Source organism: Yinghuangia sp. YIM S10712, from assembly GCF_051388935.1.
Classification (GTDB): Bacteria; Actinomycetota; Actinomycetes; order Streptomycetales; family Streptomycetaceae; genus Yinghuangia.
On record NZ_JBPKBI010000003.1, the window covers coordinates 553,272 to 578,486 of the forward strand.

Below are 25,215 nucleotides of genomic sequence, written 5' to 3' on the forward strand. Positions count from 1 at the left end.
CAACGGCCGGTTCAGGGCCGGACCGCGATCGCGTCGACCTCGAACAACATGTCCGGGAGGGCCAGCGCGGCGACGCCCAACAGCGTTTGGGCGGGCGGCTTTTCGCCCCAGATCCCGGAGATCACCGAGACCAGCGCGTTCAGCTTCGCCTCGTCGTGTCCGACGATGTACGTCCGCAGGACCGCGACGTGGCTGAAGTCCAGTCCCTCGGCGGCCAGCGCGCGGCCGACGTTGGCAAACGACTGTTCGACCTGCTTGGCGAACTCGTCCGATACGACGTGGCCTTCCGCGTCGGAGGCGTACTGGCCCGCGACGAAGACCAGGTCGGCGTTCGGGGCGTCGGCGATGTGGCTGTAGCCGTAGCCGACGGGGTTGTGCAGTCCGGCGGGGTTGGCGAGGCGGTGGGCCATGGTGTTCTCCCAAAGAAGCGACGTTCGAAGAAGTGACGTTTCCTGAGAACGACGGAACGGCCCGGAACGTGCGTGACAAACCCGGGCGTGACGCTGGTCACCCTCTCCCCGCCTCGCGCAGGTCAGCACGCGACCGCCAGCGCGAAGGGGACAGGGCCGAGATGCCGTACGAGACCGCCGACCATCAGGATGAACGCCTCCGGCCCCCGGGCGCTCTCGACCGGCCCCAAGTCGATGATCCGGTCTTGCCACCAGCCGAGTTCGGCCAACAGGCCTGCCACCGCCGCCTTGGCGTCGGCGTCGTCGCCGGACAGGAAGACGCTCGGCGGAACGGACAACGACGCGGGATCGGCCATCACCGACACATGTGCGGTGTTGAGCGACTTGACCACGCGTACGTCCGGGAGCGCCCGCTGAAGCTCCTCCGCGAGGCTGCCGCCGGGGTGGACGAGGCCCGACGCGAACCCCCGCGCGTCGAACCGCACCGCGTTCGCGACGTCCAACAGCACCTTGCCGGCGAGGTGCGGAGCGAGGCCGCGCAACACGTCGACGCTCACGTGGCCGGGCAGCGCGTTGACGACGACGTCGCCCGCACAGGCCGCCTCGGCGAGGTCGGTCACGCGTACGTCCGGACCCGGCCACGCGGCGGCGGCCTCCGTCGGGTTGCGTGAGCCGATGGTGATCCGGTGGTTGCGCGCGAGCGCGCCGCCGAGTGTGTGGGCGACGTTTCCGGAACCGAGAATCGCGATCGCGGCCATGGGTCTTGCTCCTCGCACGGGTGGGTTCGGGTGATCACCGGCGACGCTACGAGGCGGCTACCGTGGCTGGGGAGTACGTACTTCAAGGTGCCCAAGGCACCGGCTCCGAGGAGCGCGGATGACCACCCGTACCGCCGCCGAACGGCGTGCCGACGCCGCCGCCGTGCACCGCACGCGGTTCGCCGAATGCCCGTCCCACCGCCTGATGGAACGCATCAGCGACAAGTGGGTCGCCCTGGTTTCCGGGCCCTGGCCGCCGGCCCGCTGCGGCACGCCGAGCTCGCCCGGGCGATCCCCGGCGCCCGTCAAAAGGTGCTCACCGAGACGCTGCGCCGCCTCGAACGCGACGGCCTCGTGTCGCGCACGGTGACCGCGGGCGTTCCGGCCCGCGTCGATTACGCGCTCACGCCCCTGGGCGGAACCCTGCTGCCGGTCTTCGACGCGGTCTCGGCCTGGGCCGACGCCCACATGCACGAAGTGGACGCCGCCCAGGCCGAGTTCGAAGCGACAGCCGCAGTGCGTCCGCATCGTCGTCAGGACACCGGTACCGGCTCGGCCGCGAGCGTCGGACAGTCGGTGTAGCCCCTGGTGCCCCGACGTATCTCAGGTACCGGTCGCGGACCTGGTTGATCGGCGCACCGGCACGCAGGCGTGCGACCAGGTCGCGGTTCGCCAGGAACGGCCCACCGAGCGAGACCAGGTCGGCGCCGGCGGCCAGAAATGCGGTCGTCTTGGCCCGCGCGGCATCGTCGCAAGTCTGTTGAAACGCATAGAAGTCGACCGCTCTCTTTGCCTCACGATTCGACAACTCGACCGCACACGTGAGAATGGCGGCGCGCGTTTGTCCATCGACGGCGTCGGCTACGGCCACAGGGGACGCCGGGATGGACGGCGAAATCACGCGCGGACGCGGGGGGGCGGGAATACAANAGAATGGCGGCGCGCGTTTGTCCATCGACGGCGTCGGCTACGGCCACAGGGGACGCCGGGATGGACGGCGAAATCACGCGCGGACGCGTCGGCCCGGGCCTACAGGGGTGGTCCGGGCCGACAGCCCCCACGGTTTCAAAAGCGGCAGGTCACTGCGCCCAGGGCAGCGGTATCGCGTCCTGCCCCTCGGCGGTGACCTGCGAGTCGCCGGGGCCCATGCAGATCGCGGTGTACCCCGTCTCGGCGTCGGCCACGAAGCGGCGTGGAAGGCCCGCGGGGATCACGAGCGTGTCCCCTACGGCGAGTTCGGTCTTCTCGCCGTCGACCTCTGCGATTGCGCGGCCCGCCAGGATCGTCCAGACCTGCGGGCGGTTGTTGCCGTGCAGCGGTCCGGCCGCCCCCGGACCGGCCTCGACGCGCCACAGCGACTGCGGACTGTCGCCTTGTGACGGCGAGGCGAACGTGGTCATGACGGCGCTCGGCGTCTCGGTGCGTCGGGCCTCGGCGGAACGGATCACAGTCACGGACCGGGACATGGAACTCCTTCAAAAAGACAACCTGATTGACTATATAGTCAATCAGGTTGTCGATTAGGTCAAGGCCCGGTCCCTTGTCCACCCCGGACCGCCGGAAGGTACGTTCGGAGGAACGCTGTCGTGCCCCCACGGACAAGGAGCCTGTACCGCTCATGACTCGCATCCCCGGCGCCGTCGCCGCCGCCGCAGGTCTGGTCGGCGGGTACGCCGTCGCCCGCTACACCAAGAAGCGCCCTCTCGGCGGCATCGTCCTCGCCGGAGCCGGTGCGGTCGCGGCCAAGGACTGGAAGGACCGGGCCGGCACGCCGACCGCAGCCGCACTCACCGGGCTCTACACCGCGGCATTCGGCCTGTCCCACCCACTCGCCAAGAAGATCGGCGCATGGCCTTCGGTCCTCGCCGTCGCGGGCACCGTGGCCGGCGCGTCGTACGCCGTCGCCGACCGCGCGGGCCGCACACCGGCACAGGGCTCGTAAACCCTCTGCCCCCGAGGCCTTGACTTCGCGGACGCGTGCCGCCGGGCTCCAGGGCGCCCGCATGACTCCGAGCAGCAGCACTGGCGCCACGCCGCGAGGGCACGGCTCCGGTCGTCGTCACGCACAAGTGCGAGCAAGTCGCCCCGGATCAGTGCGTGTTCCCTCTCCCAGCATCGCTCCGCTTCAGCGCGAGCCGAGCATGCCGTCCAGCAACTCCCGCAGTCCTGTGGCGATGTCGCCGTGCGACGGGGGCGTCGACCAGCCGGCTCCGGCGATCGAATCGAACATGACCCCCTCGCACCACGCCACCAGGAACCGTCCTTGACGCGCCGGGTCCCGCGCGCCCAGGGCTGCCACGACCGCGACGGCCGCTTCGCGGAAGACGCGACCGGCCTCGTCGTACGCCTTGCGTAGCTCGGAACGCCGGGTCGCCTCCAGCGCGAGCTCGTAGCGGGCGATCTTCTGGTCACGGCCGTCGCGGATCGCGTCGGAGACGATCGCCGCGAGCAGGTCGACGACGCCGTCCACATCCGTCGGCAACAGCGCGGCCAGTCCCGGCGGTTCGTCGCCCGTCGCACTCGCTGCGGCGGCTTCGGCGAACTCCCCGGCTTCGAGGGTCGTCATGCGGGCCAGCGCCACTTTGAGCAGTGCGGCGCGCGTGCGCGCGTAATAGGACGTCGAGCCGAGGGGGAGCCCCGCAGCCTCATCGACGGCTCGATGCGTCAGGCCACGCATGCCGCGCTCCGCGAGCAGGTGGACGGCGGATTCACCGATGAGTTCGAGGCGTGCGCTTTTGCCGATGGTCACGGAGCCACCCTAACCAGCACCCCTACAGACGTAGAGGCATCCGGCGCTACAGGTGTAGAGTTCCAGTCGGCGGACTCTACATATGTAGTAGTCCTCAGGGCTGACGAAAGGACCCCCATGCGCGCATCCCGCCGACCCACCGCTGTCGTCGTCGGCGCCGGAATCGGCGGCCTGGCCGCGGCCTGCGCGCTCCACCGGGACGGCTGGACGGTGACAGTGCTCGAAAAGCGCCTGCCCATCGAACCGGTCGGCGCCGGAATCGCCATCGCACCCAACGGGCTTCGTGCGCTGGACACCATCGGTGTGGGCGACCGCATACGGCAGCTCGCAGCGATCCAGGGCTCCGCCGCACTACGGCGCCCCGACGGACGAATCCTCGCCACAACCAGCGCCGACGCCTTCCGAGTGCGCTTCGGCGACCCGATGGTCCTCGCCACGCGTGCGGCTGTCCTGGACGCCCTGCTCGCACCGCTGCCGTCCGACACACTGCGGGCGGGCACCGTCGTCGACGTCGACCCGGGCGCCGCCGACCGTCCCGCAGCGGTCACGACCGCGGAAGGCGACCGCTTCGAGGCCGACTTGGTGGTCGGAGGTGACGGAATCCGGTCGACGGTCCGGCGCTGCGTCCTCCCCGACCAGCCGGCACCGCGCTACGCCGGCTTCACCACGTGGCGGGCGATCTCACCCATGCCGTCGTCCCCCCTCACAGTCGGGGAGACCTGGGGCCGGGGGCGGATCTTCGGCGCGATGCCACTCGCCGACGAACGCGTCTACTGGTACGCCACCGCCAACCGCCCCGCAGGCCAACGGCTCGCCGACCTCCGTGCCGAGGTGCTTGCCGTCTTCGACGGCTGGCATGCACCGATTCCCGATCTGATCACCTCCGTCTCGTCCGACGCGATCCTCCACCTCGACGTGCACTGGACCGCGACGCCGCCTCCCGCACTGCACCGCGGACGCGTGGCCCTGCTGGGCGACGCCGTGCACGCCATGACTCCCAATCTCGGCCAAGGCGGCAACCAGGCCTTGGAGGACGCGGTGGACCTCGCCGCCGTGCTCGCCCGGCACGACGCGGTCGTCACCACCGCGTTGCCGCAGTACACGGCCCTGCGCCTGCCGCGGACCTCGGCCGTGGTCCGCAAGTCCAGACGCATGGGCGCGATGGGCCAATGGCAGTCGCGTCCTGCGGTCGGTCTGCGCGACACGGTGATCCGGTTGTCGGCCCGCGTCTCATCCGACTTCGCCCTGGTACCGCTCGACGGAGTCATGGGCTGGCGCCCGGTGCCGCGCTCCTGATCGCGGTTCCCGGCGAACGCCGACCGCCTGCGGGCCGAGGCGCACCTCACCCCATGGTTCTCTGCCCGTCGATCGCCTCTCGGATGATGTCCGCATGGCCGGCGTGCTGGGCGGTCTCGGCCACCAGATGCAGCACGACCCGGCGCACGGACCACTCAGCTCCGGGTTCGAACCACGGCGCCTCCGGCAGGGGGTGTGCGGCATCGAGGTCCAAAGTCGCCACCAATTCGTCAGTGTTCGCCGCAACTTCGTCGTACACGGTCAGCAGCCCGGCCATCGTCTCGCCCTCTCCCAGTGCGAACTGACCCTCCCAATCGATCGGTTCGGCCTCCATCGCCGCCGCCCCGCCGACGGCGAAGCGCATCCACCGGTGCTCCATGAGCGTCACGTGCTTGACCAGCCCGCCCACGGTCAGCGCGCTGACGGTGCTGCGTGTTGCGGCCTGTTCGTCGGTCAGGCCCTGTGCGGTGTAGCGCAGGAAGCCGCGGTGCTTCGCCAACGTCTCCAGCAGATCGGCGCGTTCGCGGTCGAGCGAGGAGCGCACTTCGGGCATCGAGGTCATGGCGTTCCGCCTTTCGCCTGGCAGGTGCAGTCGGGGTGTCGCAGACAGTCGGAGTCAGTGCTCGCGGACGGGCAGTGCCGCTCGCCCTTCCCGGGATCGCGGCGTCCGACGCATCCCAGGAAAACCCGAGGCGGCGGCGTCCGTCGCCTCCGTCACTCCATAGGGTGATCAAGCCGTTCGACCGTCAGTTCGAGCGCATCGGTGCAGGGCAGCCGGTCCCGGCGCACCCGATCGAGCCTCATGCCCTCCTGCCCGGCACGCGTCGGCGGGTTTTCCACAGGCCCAGCCTCACCACCGCACCCTGTGGAAACCCGGCTGCCCGCAACGCCGTTGCCGGGTCAGAATGACAAGCCTCGACGCCCGGGAAGGCGACGAGACCCGCGAAAACGATCAGTTGCGCCGCGCGGGAGCGACGGGGAGGGGAGCCACCGATGGCCGACACCATGAGGAGCCTGCTGTGGCACGCCGGGCCGATGCTCGGTGCCGAAATCCTCGGGCGACTGGGCGGAACGGTCGACAACACGAGGCAGCACCACCACGACCACATGCCGCCCGCCCTGCTGGAGCACGCCCTCCGGCGCGGCGACGCCGACGGCGTCCTCGGCACCCATCAGCGGTTCGAGGCCGGCGGGCCACCCGGCGACGTGGACGCGCTGCTGCGGCTCCTGGAGCACGACAGCCCTCAGGTCAACGAGCTCCTCTTCCGCCGGGCTCCCTGGCCGGCGCTGCGCCAGGCGGTCATCTCCCAACGCCGTTTCTCGCCGACCACGGATCCCGAGGTGGCCGACACTCCCCTGCCGCTGAGCGCGTCTCTGCGGGAGTCGATCCTCGCGCAGGGCTCGCGCGGCGACCTGCAGGCCGCATTGTCCGCCGCGGACCCGGAGCTGGTGTTCTGGGCCTTGATCAGCGGTGTCGCCGGCGGCCCGCACGGCGGTCGGCCGGCACGGATCCGGGCGTGCACGACGCTCGCCAAGGCGGGGCGCTGGGCGCAACTGCGCCGGGTTCTCGAAGTCGCGCCGGTCGACATCCCCCAGGACGCGCCCCCGCAATTGGCGGACGAACTGCGCGGCGCCCAGGCTCATAACGAGGTCAACCGCTACCTTGAGGAGGCGTACGGCGCCGCCGCGCTGTGCAAGCGGCTTCGGGCCGCCCGTCGGACCGCCCAGGGACGGGCCGCCGTGCGCAGCGTGCTGGAGCCGCCGTGGCCGAAGCTGGCCGGGTGGCATTCCGCCGAGCCGCTTCCGTGGGGGGCCGCCGTGGCGCTCCTCGAACACCCGCGCTGTCCCGCTTACCTGCGCGGCGCCCTGCTGGAGACCCACCCACGCGCGGTCCAGTCGGTCGCCCGCCCCGGGCACGAGGTGCTGACGGTCTGCCACACGCTGGGCGAGGACCAGCTCACGAAGCAGGTTCTGCTGCACGGGATCGAAAGCGGCACGATCGGTGCGACAGATCTGGTCACCGAAGTCGGTCCGGCCAGGATGGCGTTGACCGCCCTCGTGCACGGCAGCCTGCACGCCGTGGCGACCCAGGCTGCGGCAACCGGCCTGGTGCGTACGCTGCTGCACGCCCGGCTTGCCCGATCCCCCGACGCCTGGCGGGAGTTGTACACCGCACTGCCGGACTTCGACGGCACCGCCACGCAACTCATCGCCGGGCTGCCCGCAGCCTCCGCCTCCCCGGCCAAGGACCCGGGCCACGACGGCACCACCGCATCGCCCGTCTCCGCCGGGTTGCCCCACCTCGGCCGCCAGTCCGCATGGGCGTACACAGTGCTCATGGACATCGCCGGGCCCGAACACACGGCAGAGGCAGTGGCGTTCCTCGGCGACGTCGACCTCGCTGCGCTCGCCGGCAGCCGGGAGCTGCCCCAGGCCCTCGCGGATCACGTGCTTGCACACGGAGGCCCGGTCTCCCGGCGCGTTCTCGCCCAGAACCCGGCCGTCCGCGTCGACCTCCTCGAACAACTCGTGCTCGGCGGGGACCAGGCCGTCGCCTCCGCGGCCTACCGCAACCCGCGGTGCCCGCAACCCCTGCGGCAGTACATCCTCTCGGCGGACGTCATCGACGCCGACCTGCGCGCCGATCTGTTCGCCGAGGAAGACGCCACCGAGTTGTGGCCGCTCATCGCGTCCCCCGACGTGACGCTCTTGCGGCACGTGGTGTTCGCGTCCGAGGGAGAGCTCGGGCGCGCGGCGCGGCTGCGCGCGGCGCACCGGATCGCGGAATTGCACGGCGACGAGGCCCTGGCCGGTCTCCCGGACGAGCCCGAGATCACCACTGCCGACCCGCTGCCCGCACTCCGCAAAACCCTCGCGGGATACGACGAGAAGTGGCTCGACCGCCTTCAGCACACGAGGTACCTCCCCGATCGCCGCGGAGCCGAGGGCCTGCCCGGCGCGTTGGCCGACCCCGGCCTCGACTGGCAGGCCGTCATTGCCGCCACCCGGCGCGGCGCGATCTCCGACCACGTGCACAACGCACTCTCCGAACGCCCCGACTACCCATTGGAGTTGGCGAGCCTGCGCCGAACCACCCGCAAACCGCCGACGTCCGGCGCGCGCGTGCACTGCCGCGACATCGCCCGACACCGCTCCCTCGTCACCGAGATCATCGGACCCGGCCCAGGCGGCGGCCCCTGCGGCAGCGGAGTCGACGATGCCGGCACCACACTTGCCGTATCCGCAGACACCGATCACAACCGCCCGACGCGCGAACCCACGCAGCAACCACCGCAAGAGCTCGCGGACGGCCCCATACAGTGGCTCGAACCCCACCACGCCCTCGACACCGGCGCGCTCACCGTCCAGGAATTCGTGGCCACCGGCGACGCCGCCTCAGTGATCGAAACGTCCGGCGACAACCTTCCCGTGGCCCGAGCCGTCGCACGCATGCTGCACGACGGACTCGGCGAATCCGTCGACGCGTGGGTGGTGCTCGCCCGTCTCGTCCGGCAGCGCACCCCGGCCACCCTCTCCGAACTCGTGACGACCGCACGGGCGGCGGCGTGACAGCGACGAACCACCCGCTCCTGCGCCACGCCCCACCGCCCACCCGGGCGACCGCCGCCGAACGACTCGGCGTCACACCGCCCCCGCCACCCGCCCCGCCCGTCCCGGTCGACGCCGCGGACGTCATCGCCCGCCTGCGCTCAGGACGCGGGAAAGACCCCCGATACGTCCTCGACGGCGTCGCGGTCACCGACTGGGAGCTGATCGTGCGCGAGCACCGGCGCGCTCCCCTGCCCGACGTCATCGGCGGCGCACTGGTCGCGCGCGACGACTGCCCGCCCTGGGCCGCGCTGGAGCTCGTCGTCGCCCATTCGACGAGCAGGCGCGGCCTCGCCACCGTGAGCCTCACCCACGCCCTGGCTGCCGGCGCGGTGACCCCGCGCCAGGTCATGTACCAAGCCACACCCGGCTGGTCCGCCATGCGCGTCCTGGAGAAGTACGCGACCCGCCACGACGAATGGCTCGCCCCGATCCGGCGCGTCCTCGACGAGGCAGCCGAGCTCCTGCCCGGCGACGACGTGAACGCCTGGATGTGGCTGCTCGCCCACGGACCGCGCCACTGCGGGACGTACCCCGAGCTGTGCGCCCAGGCCCGCGACCCGCACCGACCGCCACCCGAGACCGGCGCCCGCCCACCGCACTGGGACTTCGCGAACCCCGTCGGCCTGCTCTCACGCGCCGACCCCGAGATCGCCGCCAAAGTGATCGCCCTTCTCCCGCCGTCCACGATCAGCGCGTTCGTGGAGACGCCGAAGCTGCCCGCCTCCGTCGTGATCCCCGCACTGCGCCGCGTGCCCGACCTGACCGGAGCCCTGGTCCGGCAGATCGACAACACGCCCGCGGACCTGGCCGCCCTGCTGCGCCTGCACAACCCCCAGGTCAACAGCGCCCTTCTGCGCCACCACGAGGACCCCGACACAGCGGACGCCGTTTTCCGTGCGGCCCGGCGCGACGCGTCCCGCAGCGTTCCGCTGACCCCGGCCACCCGGCGCGAAATGATGCTGGGCCAGACCCCGTCCCTCCGCCTCGCCGCGGCCGTCCACGGCCACTATCCGCCGCTGATCCGCGTCGCCTTCTCCGCCCTGCGCCGCAATCTGGGCACCGCACGCAGCCTGCGCGGCCTCCTCGGACTGTGGGAGGTCCAAGGCGCGGACGGCATCCGCGACCCCGCCACGACCGCCGGGCTCGACGACGCGGTCGAGGCCGCTCGCCGCAACGCCATCGCCGCCCACGACGCCGGCCACGACGGAACCTCCGTATTGCGCGCCGCCCTGGCTCACCACGAGAGGCCCGAGGTCCTGATCGAGGAGATCCGCCGCGAGCCGAACCTCGTGTCCCCGTCCTACCCTCCCGGTTTCTGGCCTGCGGCGGTCGCCGCCCACATCCGCGATCCGCTGCCCGACCACGCCCTGCTGCGCCTCGCCCGCCACCCCGACTGCCCCGACCCGATCGGCCTGTCGGCGTGCCGCATCGGGCCGGCCCGCATGTCGGGCGGCCGCTCACGGGCGTACGCGCTGACCGCGCTCCGCCACCACACACTGCCGATCCCGGAGTACATCGGCTACGGAACCGCCAACTCCTGGTGCCTCGACGCACTGACCCGGGGCCTCGTCGACATCCGCGAGATCGTCGAGCTCGGCCACGGCGCCCAACACCTCTTCGACCTCCTCGACACCGTGCGCGCCGTACTCCCCGAAGAACACGCGAAAGCCGAAGAACACATCACCGCCCTGACCACCCGAGCGCTCGGAACCGATCCCGAAGCCTGGACCGTCGCGGCCCACCTGCTCCCCGACTTCGTCGGCACCCTTCCCGAACTGCTCGCCACAGTCGCGGCGGTGACCGCATGACTCACCGCGCACTCGCCGAGCTCCTGTGCTCCGCCCCGGCCCTGGCCACCACCTTGGCGCGCCTGCCCGGACCCACCCGCCGCGACCTTCTCGCCCACACCCGCAACCTCCCGGCAACCCTGCTCGCCTGGGCCTTCGACCACGGCTCTGCGGACGAGCTCCACGCACTCGCCGACAACCCCCACACCGGCCGGGCCACACTGACCCGGCTCGCAGAAGAGATCGACGACGCCGCCATCCACACCCGCGTCTACCGGCACCGCCACACCACCGACGCCCTGCGCCGCCGCCTGCTCGCCGCCGACCCCCTGCCCGACGAGCTGCGCGCGTTCGTCCTGCGCACCACCGCCCGGCGCCTGCTCGCCCCGGCGCTCGACTGCCCCCACCCCGACCTTGCCACCCACGCCCGCCGACAGGTGACCGGCCCCCGCAGCCGTAGGCCCGCGAACACGCCGCAGGCACTCCACGACTGGTTCCACGGCACCGCGTACACATCACCGAGGGCTCGGGCCCTGCTGCGCGGACGCCGCGCACTGTTCGACCTCGGCGCCTGGACCGACGCCGACTGGGCCGAACTCACCGCGCTGCACAACCGGTCGCCACTCGACAACACCTCCCGCCTGGTCCTGCTCGAAGCCCCCGAATGCCCGACACCGACCGCGCTCGCCCTCCTGCGCACCGACAACGACGACGACAGCCAGGAAAGCGACGACACCCCCGGCGACGCCCTGGCCGCCGGACTCGCCCACGGAGCGTTCCGCCCCTACGACGTCGTCCACCACGCGCCTTACGCCGCACACGTGCTACGCGCCTGCGAATCCCTCGAACGCGACACAGCCGAGATCACCGAACCACCCGTCGCGGCCGAACTCCGGGATGAGATCGCCGCGTTGCTCCACACCTCACTCGGGGCTCGGCCGGCCCACTGGCGGGCGCTCCTCGCCCACCTGTCCGCAGGCGACTTCCCCGGCACTCTGCCGGAGTTGTGCGCCGCCGCACGCACCCGAGCGGCACCGGCGTACGCCCCACGCCCGTGGCCGCACGTCCAACAGGTGTCGTGGTCGCCCTTCACCCACCTGCTGCGCTGCGCCGAATCATCCGCCGTGTCCGGTATTTTCGGCGCACTCGATCCCCACGACCTCGGCGAACTCGCCCGTTACGACACCGGGCGACCCCTGCCGGACGCCCTCGTCGACGCGTTCCTCGACCACGCTCCACCCGAACTCACCGACGTCTTCCTCTCCCACCACGGCCACCACGCCGCGACCCAGACCAGGCTGCTGATCCGCGACGACCCGGCACTGAACGCCGCGTTGCTGCACAGCGTCGACGTGCCGTCCCGGACGTGGTACGCCGTGGCCGCCGGCACGCCGCACGGCCCCGACCGCACCGCGCCCGTGCCTCTGCACCCCCGGACTCGGGCCGCCTTGCGCGGCGGTGTCCGCACCAACCGCGGCGCCGACGTGGTCCGGCACGCGGTCCACACCCGGGACGCCGAACTGATCACGGCCGCGCTGCGGCACCCCAAGTCGGCGCTGACCACCGCCCATCAGATCACCGGTTGCCGCCACCTGGCCGCGCTCGGCCGCGTCGACGAACTCGCCGATTTGGCACAGCCATACGGCATTCTCGACCCTTTGCTCGCGACGCGGATCCGCAGCGCACTGGGCACCCACCGCGACGCCGCCCCCCGACCCGGCCGACTCGGCGTCCTGGCCGCCCAGTTGCGCGCCCTCGACCACGCCCAGTGCCTGCACGACCTGTGCCACGGCTCCCTCGACGCGATCCGCAGCCAGATGGAACGCGACGAACCGCCGCCGTGGGACGCCGTACTCGCACTTCTGACCGACGGAAAACTCCCCGAACGCGCGATCGACCTGCTCGCCGAACGACCCGACTGCCCCGACCCGGTGGCGCGCGCCCTGCTCGAACGAGACCGCGCCCACACCGCGGTCCCCCTCGCACTCACGCCACACTCCCGGACCCACGCCCTCGCCGCGCTCACCCGCCAACCCGTCGTCCCCGAGTGGCTGGCCGACAACCGATTGCGCCCGTCCCTGGTGTGGTCGGTCGCCTGCCTGCGCGCGGGAACGCTCACCCCCGACGACGTGTACGCCCTCGGCCGCCCGGCCCGGTCCGTCCTGCACCTCCTGTGGACCCTCCCGGGCGAACTCGCCCCGATCCGGGAGGCCGTCGCGGCCGACCCCGCCCTCCGGCACGACCACGCACCCGACACCTGGGCCGTGGTCGCCGCGCTGCTGCCCGACTTCGCCGGAACCCTCCCCGAGTTGCTCGCCACCGCCGCAGCCGCGACCGCACCTGTGTCGGCAGCGAACCGATAAGGGGAATCCCGCAGACATTTCCGATCGGAAACTGACCGCCTCGCTCACACGTCAATTGCTTGGACGGGTGTCAGCCCCTGCTGGAAGCATCAACTTGGCGCGAAACACCGCGCGAAAGCACGAAAGGAGGTGATCGGCATGGCCTACGGGCAGACCACGGACGCGAAGCCGCTCGTCGTCCAACTGACGGACCGCCGCGCCCTGGAGGCCTGGCAGCCCGCCGACGAGGCGGTCGTCGCGCAGGCCCGCAAGCTGAAGGAAGAAGCGCTGCTGGACTTCGGCATGCAGGCCAGCGTGATCGCCTCGTGGCTCTACACCAAGTGCCACCACCAGATACCTACCACGGCCGTCGACACCGCGGCGGTCATGGCCTCCGGAGACGGCACCTGCCTGCTGCTGTACAACCCGGACTTCTTCGTGGCGCTCGGCCTGGACGGCGTCAAGTTCGTGCTGTTCCACGAGGCTCGCCACCTCATCCAGCGGCACCTGTTCGCCGACCCCGAGCTGCGCGCCGACCCGGTGTTCACGCTCGCCGGCGAGGTGACGATCAACCACGTCGCGATGCGGCGGCTCGGCCGCAGCGACCTGCCCACGATCCGGCGCACCGACCCGGAGACCGGCGAGGTCGTCGAGGAGCCGACGGGCGTCGACCCTCGCAAGATCCACCGGTTGTACGTCGAGGACCTCACCGAGCAGGGCCTGGAGCCGCTGGCGTACGACGACTTCATCGAAACCGACGCGCTCGTCTACGCCGAGCTCAAGCGCATGAAGAACCCGCCCGTCCCGCCGCCGCTGTGCGTGCATCTCGTCCTCGGCGACGGCACCGGCGAAGGCGACGGTCTCGACCCGGAGACGGTCGCACGCATCTCGTCCGAAGTCCTCCGGGCCGTCCTGCTCTCCGCACGGCGCGGCACGCGCCTCGCCCGCGAGGAACTGCTCGAACTCCTCAAGCGCACCGACGGCGCGACCGACAACGTGTCCAAGCTGTGGGGCGACCTGGGCGCCGGGTTCCTGCGCGGCGAAACACAGAAGACGCGCCGCGTCGACTGGTGGCAGCAGTGGCTGGTCGACGTCCTCGCGTCCAAACTCCGCGACGGCGAGCGCCTGGTCTACCCCAAGAAACGCGGGGCGCTGCTCGCGACGCTCGGCCACGACCCGATGCTGGCCCGGCGCGGCCAGGAACGCACCAAGGTGGTCGTCGTCGCGTACGACACCTCCGGTTCGATGCCCGCACACGTCGTCGACTGGCTGACCGAACTCGTCGGCCACACCGACGGCGTCGAGGCGCACTGGCTCAGCTTCGACGGCGCACTCATGCCGTTCAAACCGGGTGAGCGCGTCTACGGCGGCGGAGGCACCGATTTCCAGCAGGTCGCCGACTACGTCGAAGGCCGCCTCGCCGTCGAGGGGCAGCGCTTCGAGGAGACCGCCGACGCCGTCCTGATGCTCACCGACGGCTACGCGCCGCACATCACCCCCGCCGAACCCGACAAGTGGATCTGGCTCATCACCGAAGGCGGCGACGAGTGGCCCGAAAGCCACAACCCGCCCATGGCGTGCCACCGAGTGACAACCGGCGACCGCTGAACCGCGCGAGCACGCACGCACCGCCGAACCCCCGTTTGCGGAAGGACCCATGACCATCACCGCCGACACCCCGCGCACCGGGGGTCGCACCACGCGTTGGAAGGCCACCGCCACCTTCCCCGAGCCGCCGAAGGGCTGGAAGGGCGTCTCGAAGCTCGAGGAGTTCATCGACGCGATGATCGACCTCGGCCAGACCGGGCAGATCTTCGGTGAGCACGGCATCGGCAAGACGGCGACGTTCTTCACCCACATACCGGACAAATACCCGGACACCGCCCTGGTGTTCGTGCCCGCCGCCAACCTGACCCCCGACGATCTGCTGATCAACACACCGGTCCGCGACCCCCGCACCGACGAGCTGGTGCTGCGTCAACTGATCATGCGTCAGCTGCGGCCCGGCTCGAAGTTCGTGCTCCTGATCGACGACGCGCTCCAGGCGGGCGAGACGATCCAGTCCCAGCTCATGCAGGTCGCCTGCAACTGGACCCTCGGCGAGTACGACTTGCGCGAGCTCGGCTGCATCGGCGTCTTCCTGACCGACAACGAATCACTCACCGAGACCGCGACCCGGCGCAGCGACCTGGCGATCCTCGACCGCATGGTGACGGTCAAGATCACCGCCACCGACACCTCGTGGCGCATCAAGCTCGCCGAACGCTTCCCGCGCACCGACCTGTCGGGCGTCTTCAAGATCTGGACGGCGCTGTCCCCGACGCTGCGTCAGCTCCTGTCTCCGCGCACGCTCGAACACATCCTCGACTGCGCGCTCGCGGGCTTCCCCCTCGTCTGGGGCCTTCCACTCCTCAACGGCGAACGCCTGCGTCTGATCGAGTCGTTGAAGGACGGTTCGGCCGGTCCGGACCGCACCGACGAAACCCTCGACCGCATCGCGTCCGCACTCGGCATACGCAACCCCGAGCACACCCCCGACGCCGTGCGCCGCGTGGTCCGCGAAGCGGTCGCCCGCCGCTGGGCCGTGCTCATCCAGGGCCCTCCCGGCTGCGGCAAGACCGAGGTCGTGCGCGAGGTCATTCGCGAGGAGCTCGGCCACGACCCGCTCTACTTCTCGCTGCCGGTCACCAACGTCGAAGACCTGTGCGCCCCCGTGCCGACGGTCGACGGCTCGCTGGACAACCTCCTCGCCGCGCGGTTCACCGCGCCCGGCGACAAGGTCATCGTGTGGGACGAGTACAACCGCCCCAAGGACAAGTCCGCATTCGCCAAACTGATGGAGATCACCCAGGAGTGGTCGATCGCCGGGCGCCGGATTCCCGGGCTGCGGGCACAGATCGCGCTGCAGAACCCGCCGTACCACCTCGGCCGCAAGATGCTCGTCGCGCGCAACAACATCGCCCAGGCGACCAGGTTCACCGCGTCGCTGCAGATTCAGCCCGACGACATCCCGGCGAACGAATGGCTGATCGCGACGTACGGCCCGATCGCCGAGACGGTGTTGGAGTGGTGGAAGTCCGACATCGACGACGAGGGCCGCGAATGGATCACCAAGCGCACTTTGGAGCGGCTGATCAAGCTTCACCGGCGCGGCATGAACCTGGAGATGGCCAAGGTCTACCTCGGTGACGGCGAGTACGCCCCCGTCCCCCTCGGCGCCCTCGAAGCCCGCCTCGCCGACAAGCCGCGCACGGGCCTCGGCGATCTGACCGCCAACCTGGAGGCGTGGGAGAGCAAACTCCGGGCCGGCAACGAGACGTCGGGCGAGGGGACCAACGACACCGACATCGTGCACCAGGTCCTCGCCAATGCCGAGTTGTCGCAGCTGCGCGAACACATCGACACGGTCGCCCGGCTGCTCGCCTGCCTGCCGCCCAAACTGCGGTCGAGCTACCTCGTCGGCCAGTCACCGGACAAACAGCGGTTCTGGATCGACGCCTTCGCCAAGATGCCCCGCCGGTGACCACGTGCCGATGACGGCCCACCGGTGACACTGTGGCCGCCCCGCACCCGGGCGGGGCAGCCACAGCACAACACCCGCTGCTACACGGCTCCTTCGGGCCGGTACGCCGCCGCCGCGCTCAACTCCGCGAGTTCCGGCAGCGTGCCCGCGAACTCGGGCAGAAGCTGGACGAACACCGCCCACGCCTCCGGATCACTGCCCAGCCCGCCGCCAACCTGCGCGCCGAGCGCCGCGCGCACCTCCCCGGACCGGCCGTCCGCGCACAGCAACGGCAGGGCGTCGAGAGCACGGACCGCCGGGCGCCCCCACGTCACGACGTCCCCGGGCACCGACGACCGGATCCACGTCATGTCCCCGCCCGTCGGGAGCTCGTACTCGCGCAGCCGCCGCGACGGCTCCACCGACCACTCCGGCACCTCCCCCGAGTCAGCCGGCTCCTTCTTCGCTTTCCCCGTGCCGCGATCCCAGCGCTCCCGGGCGGCGTCAAGCTCCTGCGTCGCCCCGGCCGCGAGTGCGGCGTCCACGACCTTGCGGACCGGCGCGGGGAACGCCTCCGGGGCCGAGGTGACCACAGCGGCCACGGCCTCGGGCCCGCCCCGGTCCCACAGGCTCAGCACGACATCGACCAGATCGATCCGCCGCAGCCGAGGGCGGCGGCCGAGCGCCAGACAGACCAGCACCGGATCCCCGCACCGCACCACGGTCTTCGGCTCCAGATGATCCGGGCTCTCGACGATCCACTGCCGCAGCAGCTCGTCCACCTCGCGCCGCGGCCGACCTCCCGGCCGGAATCCGGCCAGGACCTCGCCGCGCAGCGCCGCGGTCAGACCCGCACGGTTCCACACGAGCCGCCGGTCCAGGTCGATGTCGTCGCACGCTCTGATGCGCTGCGCCTGCTCGTCCCGCAGATGCTGGTGGGACGCCACCTTGCCCAGCAGCACGCGGTTCCCGGTGTCGTACGCCAGTTCCAACAGCTCCGCGGGGATCGGGGCGTCGCCCTGGATCAGGTCCTCGGTGGTCCGCTCGTCGAAGTGCGGGAGCAGTGCCCGGATGTCGTCGGCCGACAGGCGGCGTACCAGGAACAACAACGCCGGCCGGGCCTTGGCCGGCGGATCGATCCCCGGCACCTGTCCCACGGCGGCCGACTTCGCGACCTCTTCGGCGATGTCCGCGAGCAGCACGGTCAGCGGCGTCGTCGCAGTCGCCAGACGCGCCGCGAGCAGCGCCCACGCGCGCGGATCGGCCCCGACCGTACGCGCCAGCAACGGGCGGACGACCGCATCCGCGGACGCCTTGTCGGGAAACCGCGGCGCGCGCGAGCGCACGAGCCGCGCCATCGTCTGCACCGCGACCAGCGCGGGCCTCACCCGGCCGCACAGATCCTCCGGAGTCATCGCCCCTCGGCCCAGCGCGAGCGAGGCCTCGGCCGACAAGGCCGTCACCGATTCCCACGGCTGATCCAGTTGCCGGGGCACGGCGGACAGCCGCTGTCCCTGGTTCGACGACCACGCAAGCGCGGGATCGACGGTCGGCACGCGTGCGGTGTGGGCGAGCAGCGGCTGCGCCCGCAGCAGGCCGAGCGCGCGCTCGGGCGGACAGTCGTGATCCTGAAGGACCGCGACGGCCGTGTCTGGATCGACGGTGTCCGGGGCCTCCTCGGCGGCCCGGACCGCCTCCGCGCCGGGCTTCGCGCCGGCCTCGTCCGCGTCGTCGTCCGAGGACGTCCCCCAAGCCCGGGTCCGCGTCTCCGCGGCGGGCGGCGAGAAGACGGCGCGCACCACAGGCCGGCCTCCAGCCTCGATCAGCACCGTGAGCTGAAGCGGTGTCAGGCACAGGTTCTTGGCGAGAGCGACGCGTTGCCCGTCGCCGCCGTGTTCGGCGACCAGCGCGACGAAGGAGTCGGGCAGGGCGACCGCGCGCCGCAGGATCGCGTCGAACCCGCCGGGCGGCGGCAGGGCGGCGGACACCCTGGCGAGTATCTGCGCCGCGTTTTTGGGGTCCTTGTCGGTCGCGGCCGCGATGAGCAGGTGCAAAGGCGGTGCGGTGCTCATGTCTCCCCCGAGTCGCTCGCCGAAGTCGGCCCAAGATTATGTGGCCCGGACGACGGCGCGACGGCCGGCTCGGAGCACCCGCTCCGGCGGAATCCGCATCACAGCACCGACCATTCGTACTATTTCTTGCGAAACATCCGGTTCGGTCATTCGGCCGAACGGCCGGTCCCGCCCTTCCGCCTCCCGGATTAAAGCGACCAGTACGCCATGCTGGGGACCGTCGGCACCCGAGCCCCGGTAGGCTGACCCCTGTGATCTTCAAGCGGATCGGTGACGGCAAGCCGTACCCGGACCACGGGAGGTCGGGTGCCCGCCAGTGGGCCGACATCGCCCCGCGGCCGGTGCGTCTGGACCAGCTCATCACAACCAAACGGCAGCTCGACCTGGACACCCTCCTGGCCGAGGACTCGACGTTCTACGGCGATCTCTTCGCCCACGTCGTCAAGTGGCAGGGCGACCTCTATCTGGAGGACGGCCTGCATCGCGCGGTCCGGGCGGCGCTGCAACAGCGCCAAGTCCTGCACGCGCGCGTGCTCGAAGTGGGCTGATCCCGCGGCCGGTCCGACCCGGCTCCCGGCGGTCCTGTCGGCCGTACGACCAGGCACACCACCGCGGTGCGCCATCACCCGTCGGGGCTCGCCCGGACGGCCTAGCGGAACCAGGTCGCGCGCGTCGCGTCCCCGCGCGGACTCGCGCAGGTCGGCATTAGTCTCGGCTGCACTGCACCGGGACTGCCGCCAGGTTCCAGTGCGCTTGCCCTGACCAAATGGCCGGGGGTGCGAGGAGGATGGGGGCGTCTATGAGCATGCTCACTCCCCGTGGCATGCGGGGTCAGTACAAGATCACCGGCAAGCTCTACCCGCGGATGACCCGTCGCCGCCGGAAGTGGCCGATCGTCGTCGCCTGCCTGGTCGCGCTCGCCGTGCTCAGCACCGGCGCGTGGGCTTTCTACCACTACTCGCAGGACGACACGAAGACCGCCGCGGGCAGCCCGACGTGCACGCCCAATCCGTCGGGCGGCCCGTCGTCCGGCGCCCCCGCCGCGCCCGTCACCCAGCCCGTCGCCCAGAGCAACCTGCCCGCCGACCTGCCGGCCGCGAACACCGTCACGGTCAACGTCTACAACGCGACCGACCGCGCCGGACTGGCCGCAGGCGTCGCGGGCGAGCTCAAGGCGCGGGGCTTCATCGTCGGCACGGTCGCCAATGACCCGCTGCGTGCCAAGGGCGCGCCGAGCATGCCCGGCCCCGGCGAACTCCGCGCGGGCGTACCCGGCAAGACCCCGGCCCTCGTCGTGGCTGCGCACGCCTCCGGCTTCCAGCCCCGCGAGGACGCCCGCACGGACGCGAGCGTCGACCTCGTGCTCGGCGAGACGTTCCAGGCCCTCGCCACCCCCGAGGCAGCAGCAGCAGCCCTGGCCCCCCAGGCGGCCCCCAGCCCGGCGGACCCCGGCCCGGCCGGCTGCTGAGGTTCCTCCAACCCCGTTCGCATTTTCCGGATGCCCGCCTCGATCGAGGCGGGCATCCGCAGTTGAGCGGGCATCAGCCCAATATGGGCTACCGGATTCTCGCCGACGCCACGATGGCCGTGCACTTCGCATTCCTCGTGTACGTCGCCCTGGGCGGCTTCCTCGCCTGGTGGCGCCCCCGCCTCCTGTGGCCGCACCTGATCGCGGGCCTGTGGGGGATCCTCATCCTCACCACCGGCATCCAGTGCCCGCTCACCCACCTGGAGAACTGGGCCCGCGAGAACTCCGGCGGCGAACGCCTTCCGGCCAGCGGATTCATCGACCACTACATCGAGGGCACCATCTACCCCGAGGCCTACACGCCCCTGCTCCAACTTCTCACCGTCGCGGCCATCCTCACCTCGTGGATCGTCCCGCTCCGCCGCCGCATCGCCCGCCGCCGCGAGCGACACGACCCCCCGAACGACGTCAGCCCCGACCTGCGCACAGGTCGAGGCTGACGTTCGTACTACCGAGAGCGGTAGCGGTGGGATTTGAACCCACGGAGGAGTTGCCCCCTCACACGCTTTCGAGGCGTGCTCCTTAGGCCGCTCGGACACGCTACCGAGGGAGAGCCTACCCGACGTCGCCGTGTGCCTCGTAACCGGTTTCGCGGAAGAAGCTCCTGAGGATCGCGCCGCACTCGTCTTCGAGGACCCCGGAGAGCACCTCGGGGCGGTGGTTGAGGCGGCGGTCGCGCAGGACGTCCCACAGGGAGCCGGCGGCGCCGGCCTTCGCGTCCCAGGCGCCGAAGACGACCCGGTCGACGCGGGACAGCACGATGGCGCCCGCGCACATCGCGCAGGGCTCCAGCGTGACCACCAAGGTGCAGCCGGACAGCCGCCATCGGCCGACTGTCCGGGCCGCGTCGCGCAGCGCGACCACCTCGGCGTGCGCCGTGGGATCGCCGTGCGCCTCGCGTTCGTTGCGGCCCCGGCCCACGACCGCGCCGTCGCGGTCGAGGACGACGCAGCCGATCGGCACGTCGCCGGTGGCCGGGGCGAGACGCGCCTCGTCGAGGGCGAGGCGCATCCATGGTTCGTACCGGGTCCGGACCGGACCGCGACGGCGCCGGTCCGGACATGTCGGCGGAACCGTCAACGCACGGTCTCCAGTTCGTCGGCGCAGCCGAGGCGTTCGGCGATGACGATCAGCGCGTCGGCGGGCAGTCGTCCGCCGCCGCCGAGTTCGCCGAGTTCGTCGGGGTCGACGCCGAAGTCGGCCAGGACGGCCTCGTCGCCGGCCGGGCCGGTGTTCGGTGCATCCTCCTCGTCATCCGGGTCGTGGCCCAACACGTCGGCGGTCAGCAGGGTGTCGCCGTACGCGCTGCGGGCGACCGCAGCGGCGTCGGAGACGTAGATGCGCGGATCGTCCTCACCGTCCACGCGAATGACGGCGAACCAGGTGTCCTCCTGTTCCAGGAGCAACACAACCGGTTCCTCGTCGACCGACGAGGCGCGCGCGAGATCGGCGATCCCTTCGAGGTCTTCGACATCGTCGAGGTCGACCTCTTGCGCCTCCCATTGATGCTCAGTGCGCACAAGCACTGCGGCGAAGTACGCCACCGGACTCTCCCAGGTCGTCAGACTCGGCGCGGCCCAGGTCCTTGGCCCGCGCGCCCTGCCGTGTGATCGATCCCCACCGTCCCCCGGCTCCCGCGCCGGGATCGGCGGGCCCGGAACCACGGAATGTGCTTCCCTCACGCATCGTGGCAGAAACGGGGGCGCCTCCGTGCGGATTGGAGGGTCCGGGGGCCGCGTGCGTCGCGGCGGTGCGGTGGTGCGGCGGGGCGGGTCAGTAGCGGAAGGTGCGCATGCGCATCATCTGGCGCAGCCGGGCCGTGCGCGTACGCCGCGGCTGGATGCGCTCGCGGAGCTCGTGGGCCTCCGCGAGTTCGCGCAGGAACAGCGCACGGCGGCGGCGGCGTTCGGCGTCCGTCTCCTCGGGGCGCGCTTCTTGGGCGCGCACCGCCGACTCGACGCCCACGACCGGCGCGCCGGTCGCCTCGGGCTCCTCCCCGGGCAGCTCCGCGGGAGCTGCGGGCGGCAGGCCCGGCATGTCCGGGGCGCCTTCGGGGCGGGGCGTTTTCGCGTTCCGCGCCGCGGCGCGGCGGCCGGAGCGGCGCGTACGGCGGACGGGTTCCGAGGTGCCGCGGGTGTCATCCTGCGGGATGGCCGCGGTCGCGGACGGGGCCTCCGCGCCGGTCGACCGGGCGGCAGACTGCCTCTTGGGCTGCTTCACGGCCGACTTCGCGGACCGCTTCTCTGCTTCCGCCGGAGTCTGCGGCGCAGAGCGTGCCGAGGAGCGGGACGAGGACCGCGGTGATGTCCGCTTCGAGGTGCCGCGTGTCGAGGCGCCGCGTGTCGAGGCGCCGCGTGTCGAGGTGCGCCGCGGGGTCGGCTCGGAGCCGCGCTCGGGCGTCCGCGCGGCGGCGCTTTTCGAGGCGCGGCGCGGCGCGGCGGGTGCGGCCTTCGGTTCGGCCGTCCTCGGCGAGGTGCGCTTCGGCGTGCCGGAGCCGGATTCGGGCGTCTCGACCGCCGGCGCCGAAGCCGTGGCAGAGGCCGCGGGCTTCCCGTTCCGCGGCCGCCGCGCGCGCGAGTCGGCGGCACCGGTCTTGGCCACGGGTGCCGGTTGGGGTTCGGGCGCGCCGGACCCGCGGCGTGGCGCGCGCCGCGGCTCCTCGGTCGCATCGGTGCGCCTTCGCTTCTGCCCCATGGGGCCCCCTTGCGGTCCCGCTGGTGTCGACCCGACCCCTTAAACGTGCCCACTCAGCGCGTTTTACGCCACCTAGTGCGGTGGCCACAAAGGTTTGCCGGTTCTCGTTGACCGGGGCCGTGCATCGCAAGGCGCAGGGGCCGAGCTCGTACTCAGTCGACCTCGCGAGGTCCTGCAACGCCGCGAGGTGCGGTGCGCAAGAGGGCCGCCGGGCCCGGCGCGGCGAGAACCGGTGAATCTGTGTGGCCACCCCACTGGAGCCGTTCCCGGCCGAGATGTGCCGGTCGTGGCGACGTCGGGAGCCGTTACTGTCCCCCCATGCGGATTCACGTCGTGGACCATCCCCTCGTCGCCCACAAGCTCACCACCCTGCGTGACGAGCGCACGGACTCGCCGACGTTCCGGCGGCTGGCCGACGAGCTCGTGACGCTGCTGGCATACGAGGCCACCCGCGACGTGCGGGTGGACCCGGTGGACCTGCGCACGCCGGTGGCGGCGACGAGTGGGGTGAAGCTGTCGTACCCCCGCCCGCTCGTGGTGCCGATCCTGCGTGCCGGGCTCGGCATGTTGGACGGCATGGTGCGCCTGCTGCCGAGTGCCGAGGTCGGGTTCCTCGGGATGATCCGCGACGAAGGCACCTTGCAGGCGTCGACGTACGCGACGCGCATGCCCGAGAATCTCGCCGGACGCCAGGCCTTCGTCCTCGACCCGATGCTGGCCACCGGCGGCACCCTGGCCGCCGCGACGCGGCTGCTGATCGACCGGGGCGCCCGGGATGTGACCGCGCTGTGTCTGCTCGCGGCACCGGAGGGCGTCGAGGTGATGCGCAAGGAGTTCGGCGGTTCCCCGGTTCCGGTCACGGTCGTCACCGCAGCCGTGGACGAGCGGCTCGACGAGCGCGGCTATATCGTCCCCGGCCTCGGCGACGCGGGCGACCGGTTGTACGGGACGGCCTGAGCCGCGGCCGCCCGGCGGATGCCGGCGGGCATCCGCCGGATGCGCGAACGCGCGCCTCGGCGCATGCTGGTTGATGTGCCCGGGGCTGGGCAGGAGCCCCGACGGCACCCCCGGGACTCCGGGCCGATGCCTGCGACGGTTTCGACCCACCGTCGCGCCGGACGGGTCCCCAAAAGAGAGGGAGCGACCGGAACCCCCGCGGGCCGCTCCCTCTTCTTTCGCTTTTCCGGCTCTTTACCGGATGTATTTTCCGGGCCTTTCACCGTATTCACGGACATACCTTTGTGCCCCGGCGGCCCCGTGCGCGTGGAAACGACCACGCATGCTCGCCGCAGTCCGCAGGGACCGGTATCAATGAGGGTGAGCGCTTTCGGCGGCGTTCCCAGGGGAGGCGGGGCGATGCAGGTGCAGACGAAGAAGATCTTCGGCTTGCTGCTCATAAGCTTCGTCATCTATACGATCATCGCCACCCCGGACAAGGCGTCCGACCTCATCGCGCAGTGGTTTTCCGCGATCTCTTCGTCGTGCAAATGGGTCGGCACGCAAATCGGCAACCTCATCGACTGAGCCGACCGAACCGAACAGGTGCACGACTCCCGCCCCCGAAACCCCGCCGCGAGACCGACGCCGCCGATGCTCGACCCCTCGATAAAGCCGAAAACCGTGCAGCGCTACCTGCTGCCGGGCGAGAAGTGCCTCGTGGCCGTGCGCAGGCACTGGTCGGTGCTCAGCCGCCCCCTGTCGACCGCCTTCGGCGTGGCGGCCCTGGCCATCGCGATGGCCCTGTACTTCCCCGAGGAACACGCGGTCGTGCACCTCGCGCTGTGGCCGGCCGTGATCGCGGCGGCCCTGTGGGGCACGTGGCACTTCCTGGTGTGGCGGCACGACTACCTCTTCGTCACCGACCGACGCGTCATGGTCACCACCGGCGTGCTCACCCGGCGCGTGCTCATGGTGTCGCTCGCCAAGGTGACCGAACTGAAGTTCCAACGCTCGCTCACCGGCCGGATACTCGGCCACGGCACCTTGATCCTGGAGTCCGACGTCACCGAGGACGCGCTGAAGGACGTGGAGTATGTTCCGTGGCCGGACACCATCTATGTCCGCATGTGCGACCTTCTGTTCGAAGCCGAGGAATAAGCGATGATCCGTCACCTGGTGCTGTTCAAGCTCAACGAGGGAGTCGCGCGCGACGAACCGCGCGTGATCGCGGGCGCCGAGGCGTTCGAGGCACTGGGCGCCGTCATCCCCGAACTCAAGAGCTGGCAGTGCGGCTGGAACATCACCGTCCGCGACATCGCGTACGACTACGCGATCGTCAGCGACGTCGAGGACACCGACGCGCTGGGCCGCTACCTGAACCACCCCGACCACCAGGCCGCCGCCGCGCGGTGGCGCGAGTTCGCCACGTGGGTCATCGCCGACCTGGAGACGTGACGCGCGCACCTTCGAACGGCACGTCTGAAGCGGTCAACTCGCGGGTAACATCAGGAAGATGGGCCCGACCG

General features: G+C 71.4%; 25 protein-coding genes and 1 tRNA gene. 16 read left to right on the plus strand and 10 right to left on the minus strand.

Features of this window, described 5'->3' with window-relative positions; all coding sequences use genetic code 11:
• Positions 1-11: 11 nt before the first annotated feature.
• Both ACRX5W_RS11885 and ACRX5W_RS11890 read right to left on the minus strand, forming a co-directional pair.
• The gene (locus ACRX5W_RS11885; protein WP_436787994.1) at positions 12-410 is read right to left on the minus strand and encodes a RidA family protein; all 399 of its coding nucleotides are present in this window, start codon (positions 408-410) and stop codon (positions 12-14) included.
• A gap of 122 nt (positions 411-532) precedes the next feature.
• Complete coding sequence (locus ACRX5W_RS11890) at positions 533-1,168, minus strand: NADPH-dependent F420 reductase (protein WP_436787995.1); 636 nt, start codon at positions 1,166-1,168, stop codon at positions 533-535.
• Between the two features lie 225 nt (positions 1,169-1,393).
• Between ACRX5W_RS11890 and ACRX5W_RS11895 the strand changes: the two genes are divergently transcribed.
• Entirely contained in the window at positions 1,394-1,750 is a 357-nt protein-coding gene (locus ACRX5W_RS11895; RefSeq protein ID WP_436787996.1) for a winged helix-turn-helix transcriptional regulator, read from the plus strand.
• A gap of 497 nt (positions 1,751-2,247) precedes the next feature.
• Here the strand turns inward: ACRX5W_RS11895 and ACRX5W_RS11900 are convergent, their stop codons facing one another.
• Entirely contained in the window at positions 2,248-2,634 is a 387-nt protein-coding gene (locus ACRX5W_RS11900; RefSeq protein ID WP_436787997.1) for a cupin domain-containing protein, read from the minus strand.
• Positions 2,635-2,786: 152 nt separating this feature from the next.
• On the opposite strand from ACRX5W_RS11900, the gene ACRX5W_RS11905 reads away from it, so the two are divergent.
• On the plus strand, positions 2,787-3,110 hold the full coding sequence (locus ACRX5W_RS11905) for a hypothetical protein (protein WP_436787998.1): 324 nt from the start codon (positions 2,787-2,789) through the stop codon (positions 3,108-3,110).
• A gap of 183 nt (positions 3,111-3,293) precedes the next feature.
• Here ACRX5W_RS11905 and ACRX5W_RS11910 read toward each other — a convergent pair whose 3' ends face one another.
• Entirely contained in the window at positions 3,294-3,917 is a 624-nt protein-coding gene (locus tag ACRX5W_RS11910; RefSeq protein WP_436787999.1) for a TetR/AcrR family transcriptional regulator, read from the minus strand.
• Positions 3,918-4,034: 117 nt separating this feature from the next.
• Here ACRX5W_RS11910 and ACRX5W_RS11915 point away from each other — a divergent pair, with 117 nt between their 5' ends.
• Positions 4,035-5,213 (plus strand): FAD-dependent monooxygenase, encoded by a 1,179-nt coding sequence (locus ACRX5W_RS11915; RefSeq protein WP_436788000.1) that lies wholly within the window; start codon positions 4,035-4,037, stop codon positions 5,211-5,213.
• Between the two features lie 46 nt (positions 5,214-5,259).
• On the opposite strand, the gene ACRX5W_RS11920 is transcribed toward ACRX5W_RS11915, so the two are convergent.
• Positions 5,260-5,775 (minus strand): DinB family protein, encoded by a 516-nt coding sequence (locus ACRX5W_RS11920; protein WP_436788001.1) that lies wholly within the window; start codon positions 5,773-5,775, stop codon positions 5,260-5,262.
• 431 nt (positions 5,776-6,206) lie between these two features.
• Between ACRX5W_RS11920 and ACRX5W_RS11925 the strand changes: the two genes are divergently transcribed.
• From ACRX5W_RS11925 to ACRX5W_RS11945, 5 genes are all read left to right on the plus strand, one after another.
• Positions 6,207-8,783: a hypothetical protein gene (locus tag ACRX5W_RS11925; RefSeq protein ID WP_436788002.1), complete on the plus strand. Its 2,577-nt coding sequence runs from the start codon at positions 6,207-6,209 to the stop codon at positions 8,781-8,783.
• Positions 8,780-10,633, plus strand: a complete 1,854-nt coding sequence (locus ACRX5W_RS11930; protein ID WP_436788003.1) for a hypothetical protein — start codon at positions 8,780-8,782, stop codon at positions 10,631-10,633. The genes ACRX5W_RS11925 and ACRX5W_RS11930 overlap by 4 nt, the downstream gene beginning before the upstream one ends.
• Complete coding sequence (locus tag ACRX5W_RS11935) at positions 10,630-12,975, plus strand: hypothetical protein (RefSeq protein WP_436788004.1); 2,346 nt, start codon at positions 10,630-10,632, stop codon at positions 12,973-12,975. The genes ACRX5W_RS11930 and ACRX5W_RS11935 overlap by 4 nt, the downstream gene beginning before the upstream one ends.
• Positions 12,976-13,113: 138 nt before the next feature.
• Positions 13,114-14,562 (plus strand): DUF2201 family putative metallopeptidase, encoded by a 1,449-nt coding sequence (locus ACRX5W_RS11940; RefSeq protein WP_436788005.1) that lies wholly within the window; start codon positions 13,114-13,116, stop codon positions 14,560-14,562.
• Positions 14,563-14,611: 49 nt separating this feature from the next.
• A complete protein-coding gene (locus ACRX5W_RS11945; RefSeq protein ID WP_436788006.1) occupies positions 14,612-16,477 on the plus strand; it encodes an AAA family ATPase in 1,866 nt (621 codons plus the stop codon).
• A gap of 80 nt (positions 16,478-16,557) precedes the next feature.
• Here the strand turns inward: ACRX5W_RS11945 and ACRX5W_RS11950 are convergent, their stop codons facing one another.
• Positions 16,558-18,528: a hypothetical protein gene (locus tag ACRX5W_RS11950; RefSeq protein ID WP_436788007.1), complete on the minus strand. Its 1,971-nt coding sequence runs from the start codon at positions 18,526-18,528 to the stop codon at positions 16,558-16,560.
• Positions 18,529-18,779: 251 nt separating this feature from the next.
• Between ACRX5W_RS11950 and ACRX5W_RS11955 the strand changes: the two genes are divergently transcribed.
• The 3 genes from ACRX5W_RS11955 to ACRX5W_RS11965 all read left to right on the plus strand — a co-directional run bounded on the left by ACRX5W_RS11955 (position 18,780) and on the right by ACRX5W_RS11965 (position 20,496).
• Positions 18,780-19,076, plus strand: a complete 297-nt coding sequence (locus ACRX5W_RS11955; RefSeq protein WP_436788008.1) for a type II toxin-antitoxin system VapB family antitoxin — start codon at positions 18,780-18,782, stop codon at positions 19,074-19,076.
• A gap of 251 nt (positions 19,077-19,327) precedes the next feature.
• Positions 19,328-19,996, plus strand: a complete 669-nt coding sequence (locus ACRX5W_RS11960) for a LytR C-terminal domain-containing protein (protein ID WP_436788009.1) — start codon at positions 19,328-19,330, stop codon at positions 19,994-19,996.
• Positions 19,997-20,058: 62 nt separating this feature from the next.
• On the plus strand, positions 20,059-20,496 hold the full coding sequence (locus ACRX5W_RS11965) for a DUF2784 domain-containing protein (RefSeq protein ID WP_436788010.1): 438 nt from the start codon (positions 20,059-20,061) through the stop codon (positions 20,494-20,496).
• 18 nt (positions 20,497-20,514) lie between these two features.
• On the opposite strand, the gene ACRX5W_RS11970 is transcribed toward ACRX5W_RS11965, so the two are convergent.
• The 4 genes from ACRX5W_RS11970 to ACRX5W_RS11985 form a co-directional block, all read right to left on the minus strand.
• Positions 20,515-20,601: transfer RNA gene (locus ACRX5W_RS11970), tRNA-Ser, on the minus strand.
• Between the two features lie 10 nt (positions 20,602-20,611).
• Positions 20,612-21,067: a tRNA adenosine(34) deaminase TadA gene (gene tadA, locus ACRX5W_RS11975; RefSeq protein WP_436788011.1), complete on the minus strand. Its 456-nt coding sequence runs from the start codon at positions 21,065-21,067 to the stop codon at positions 20,612-20,614.
• Between the two features lie 65 nt (positions 21,068-21,132).
• Positions 21,133-21,600 carry a tRNA adenosine deaminase-associated protein gene (locus tag ACRX5W_RS11980; RefSeq protein ID WP_436788012.1) on the minus strand — a complete coding sequence of 156 codons (468 nt, stop codon included), beginning with the start codon at positions 21,598-21,600 and terminating at the stop codon, positions 21,133-21,135.
• A gap of 229 nt (positions 21,601-21,829) precedes the next feature.
• Positions 21,830-22,093, minus strand: a complete 264-nt coding sequence (locus tag ACRX5W_RS11985; protein ID WP_436788013.1) for a hypothetical protein — start codon at positions 22,091-22,093, stop codon at positions 21,830-21,832.
• 97 nt (positions 22,094-22,190) lie between these two features.
• Between ACRX5W_RS11985 and ACRX5W_RS11990 the strand changes: the two genes are divergently transcribed.
• The 5 genes from ACRX5W_RS11990 (at position 22,191) to ACRX5W_RS12010 (ending at position 25,144) form a co-directional block, all read left to right on the plus strand.
• Complete coding sequence (locus ACRX5W_RS11990; RefSeq protein ID WP_436788014.1) at positions 22,191-22,793, plus strand: hypothetical protein; 603 nt, start codon at positions 22,191-22,193, stop codon at positions 22,791-22,793.
• A gap of 275 nt (positions 22,794-23,068) precedes the next feature.
• A complete protein-coding gene (gene upp / locus ACRX5W_RS11995) occupies positions 23,069-23,707 on the plus strand; it encodes a uracil phosphoribosyltransferase (RefSeq protein ID WP_436788015.1) in 639 nt (212 codons plus the stop codon).
• Between the two features lie 399 nt (positions 23,708-24,106).
• On the plus strand, positions 24,107-24,274 hold the full coding sequence (locus tag ACRX5W_RS12000; RefSeq protein ID WP_436788016.1) for a hypothetical protein: 168 nt from the start codon (positions 24,107-24,109) through the stop codon (positions 24,272-24,274).
• A 66-nt stretch (positions 24,275-24,340) separates the two neighbouring features.
• Positions 24,341-24,847, plus strand: a complete 507-nt coding sequence (locus tag ACRX5W_RS12005; RefSeq protein ID WP_436788017.1) for a PH domain-containing protein — start codon at positions 24,341-24,343, stop codon at positions 24,845-24,847.
• A gap of 3 nt (positions 24,848-24,850) precedes the next feature.
• A complete protein-coding gene (locus ACRX5W_RS12010) occupies positions 24,851-25,144 on the plus strand; it encodes a Dabb family protein (protein ID WP_436788018.1) in 294 nt (97 codons plus the stop codon).
• The last annotated feature ends 71 nt before the right edge of the window (positions 25,145-25,215 follow it).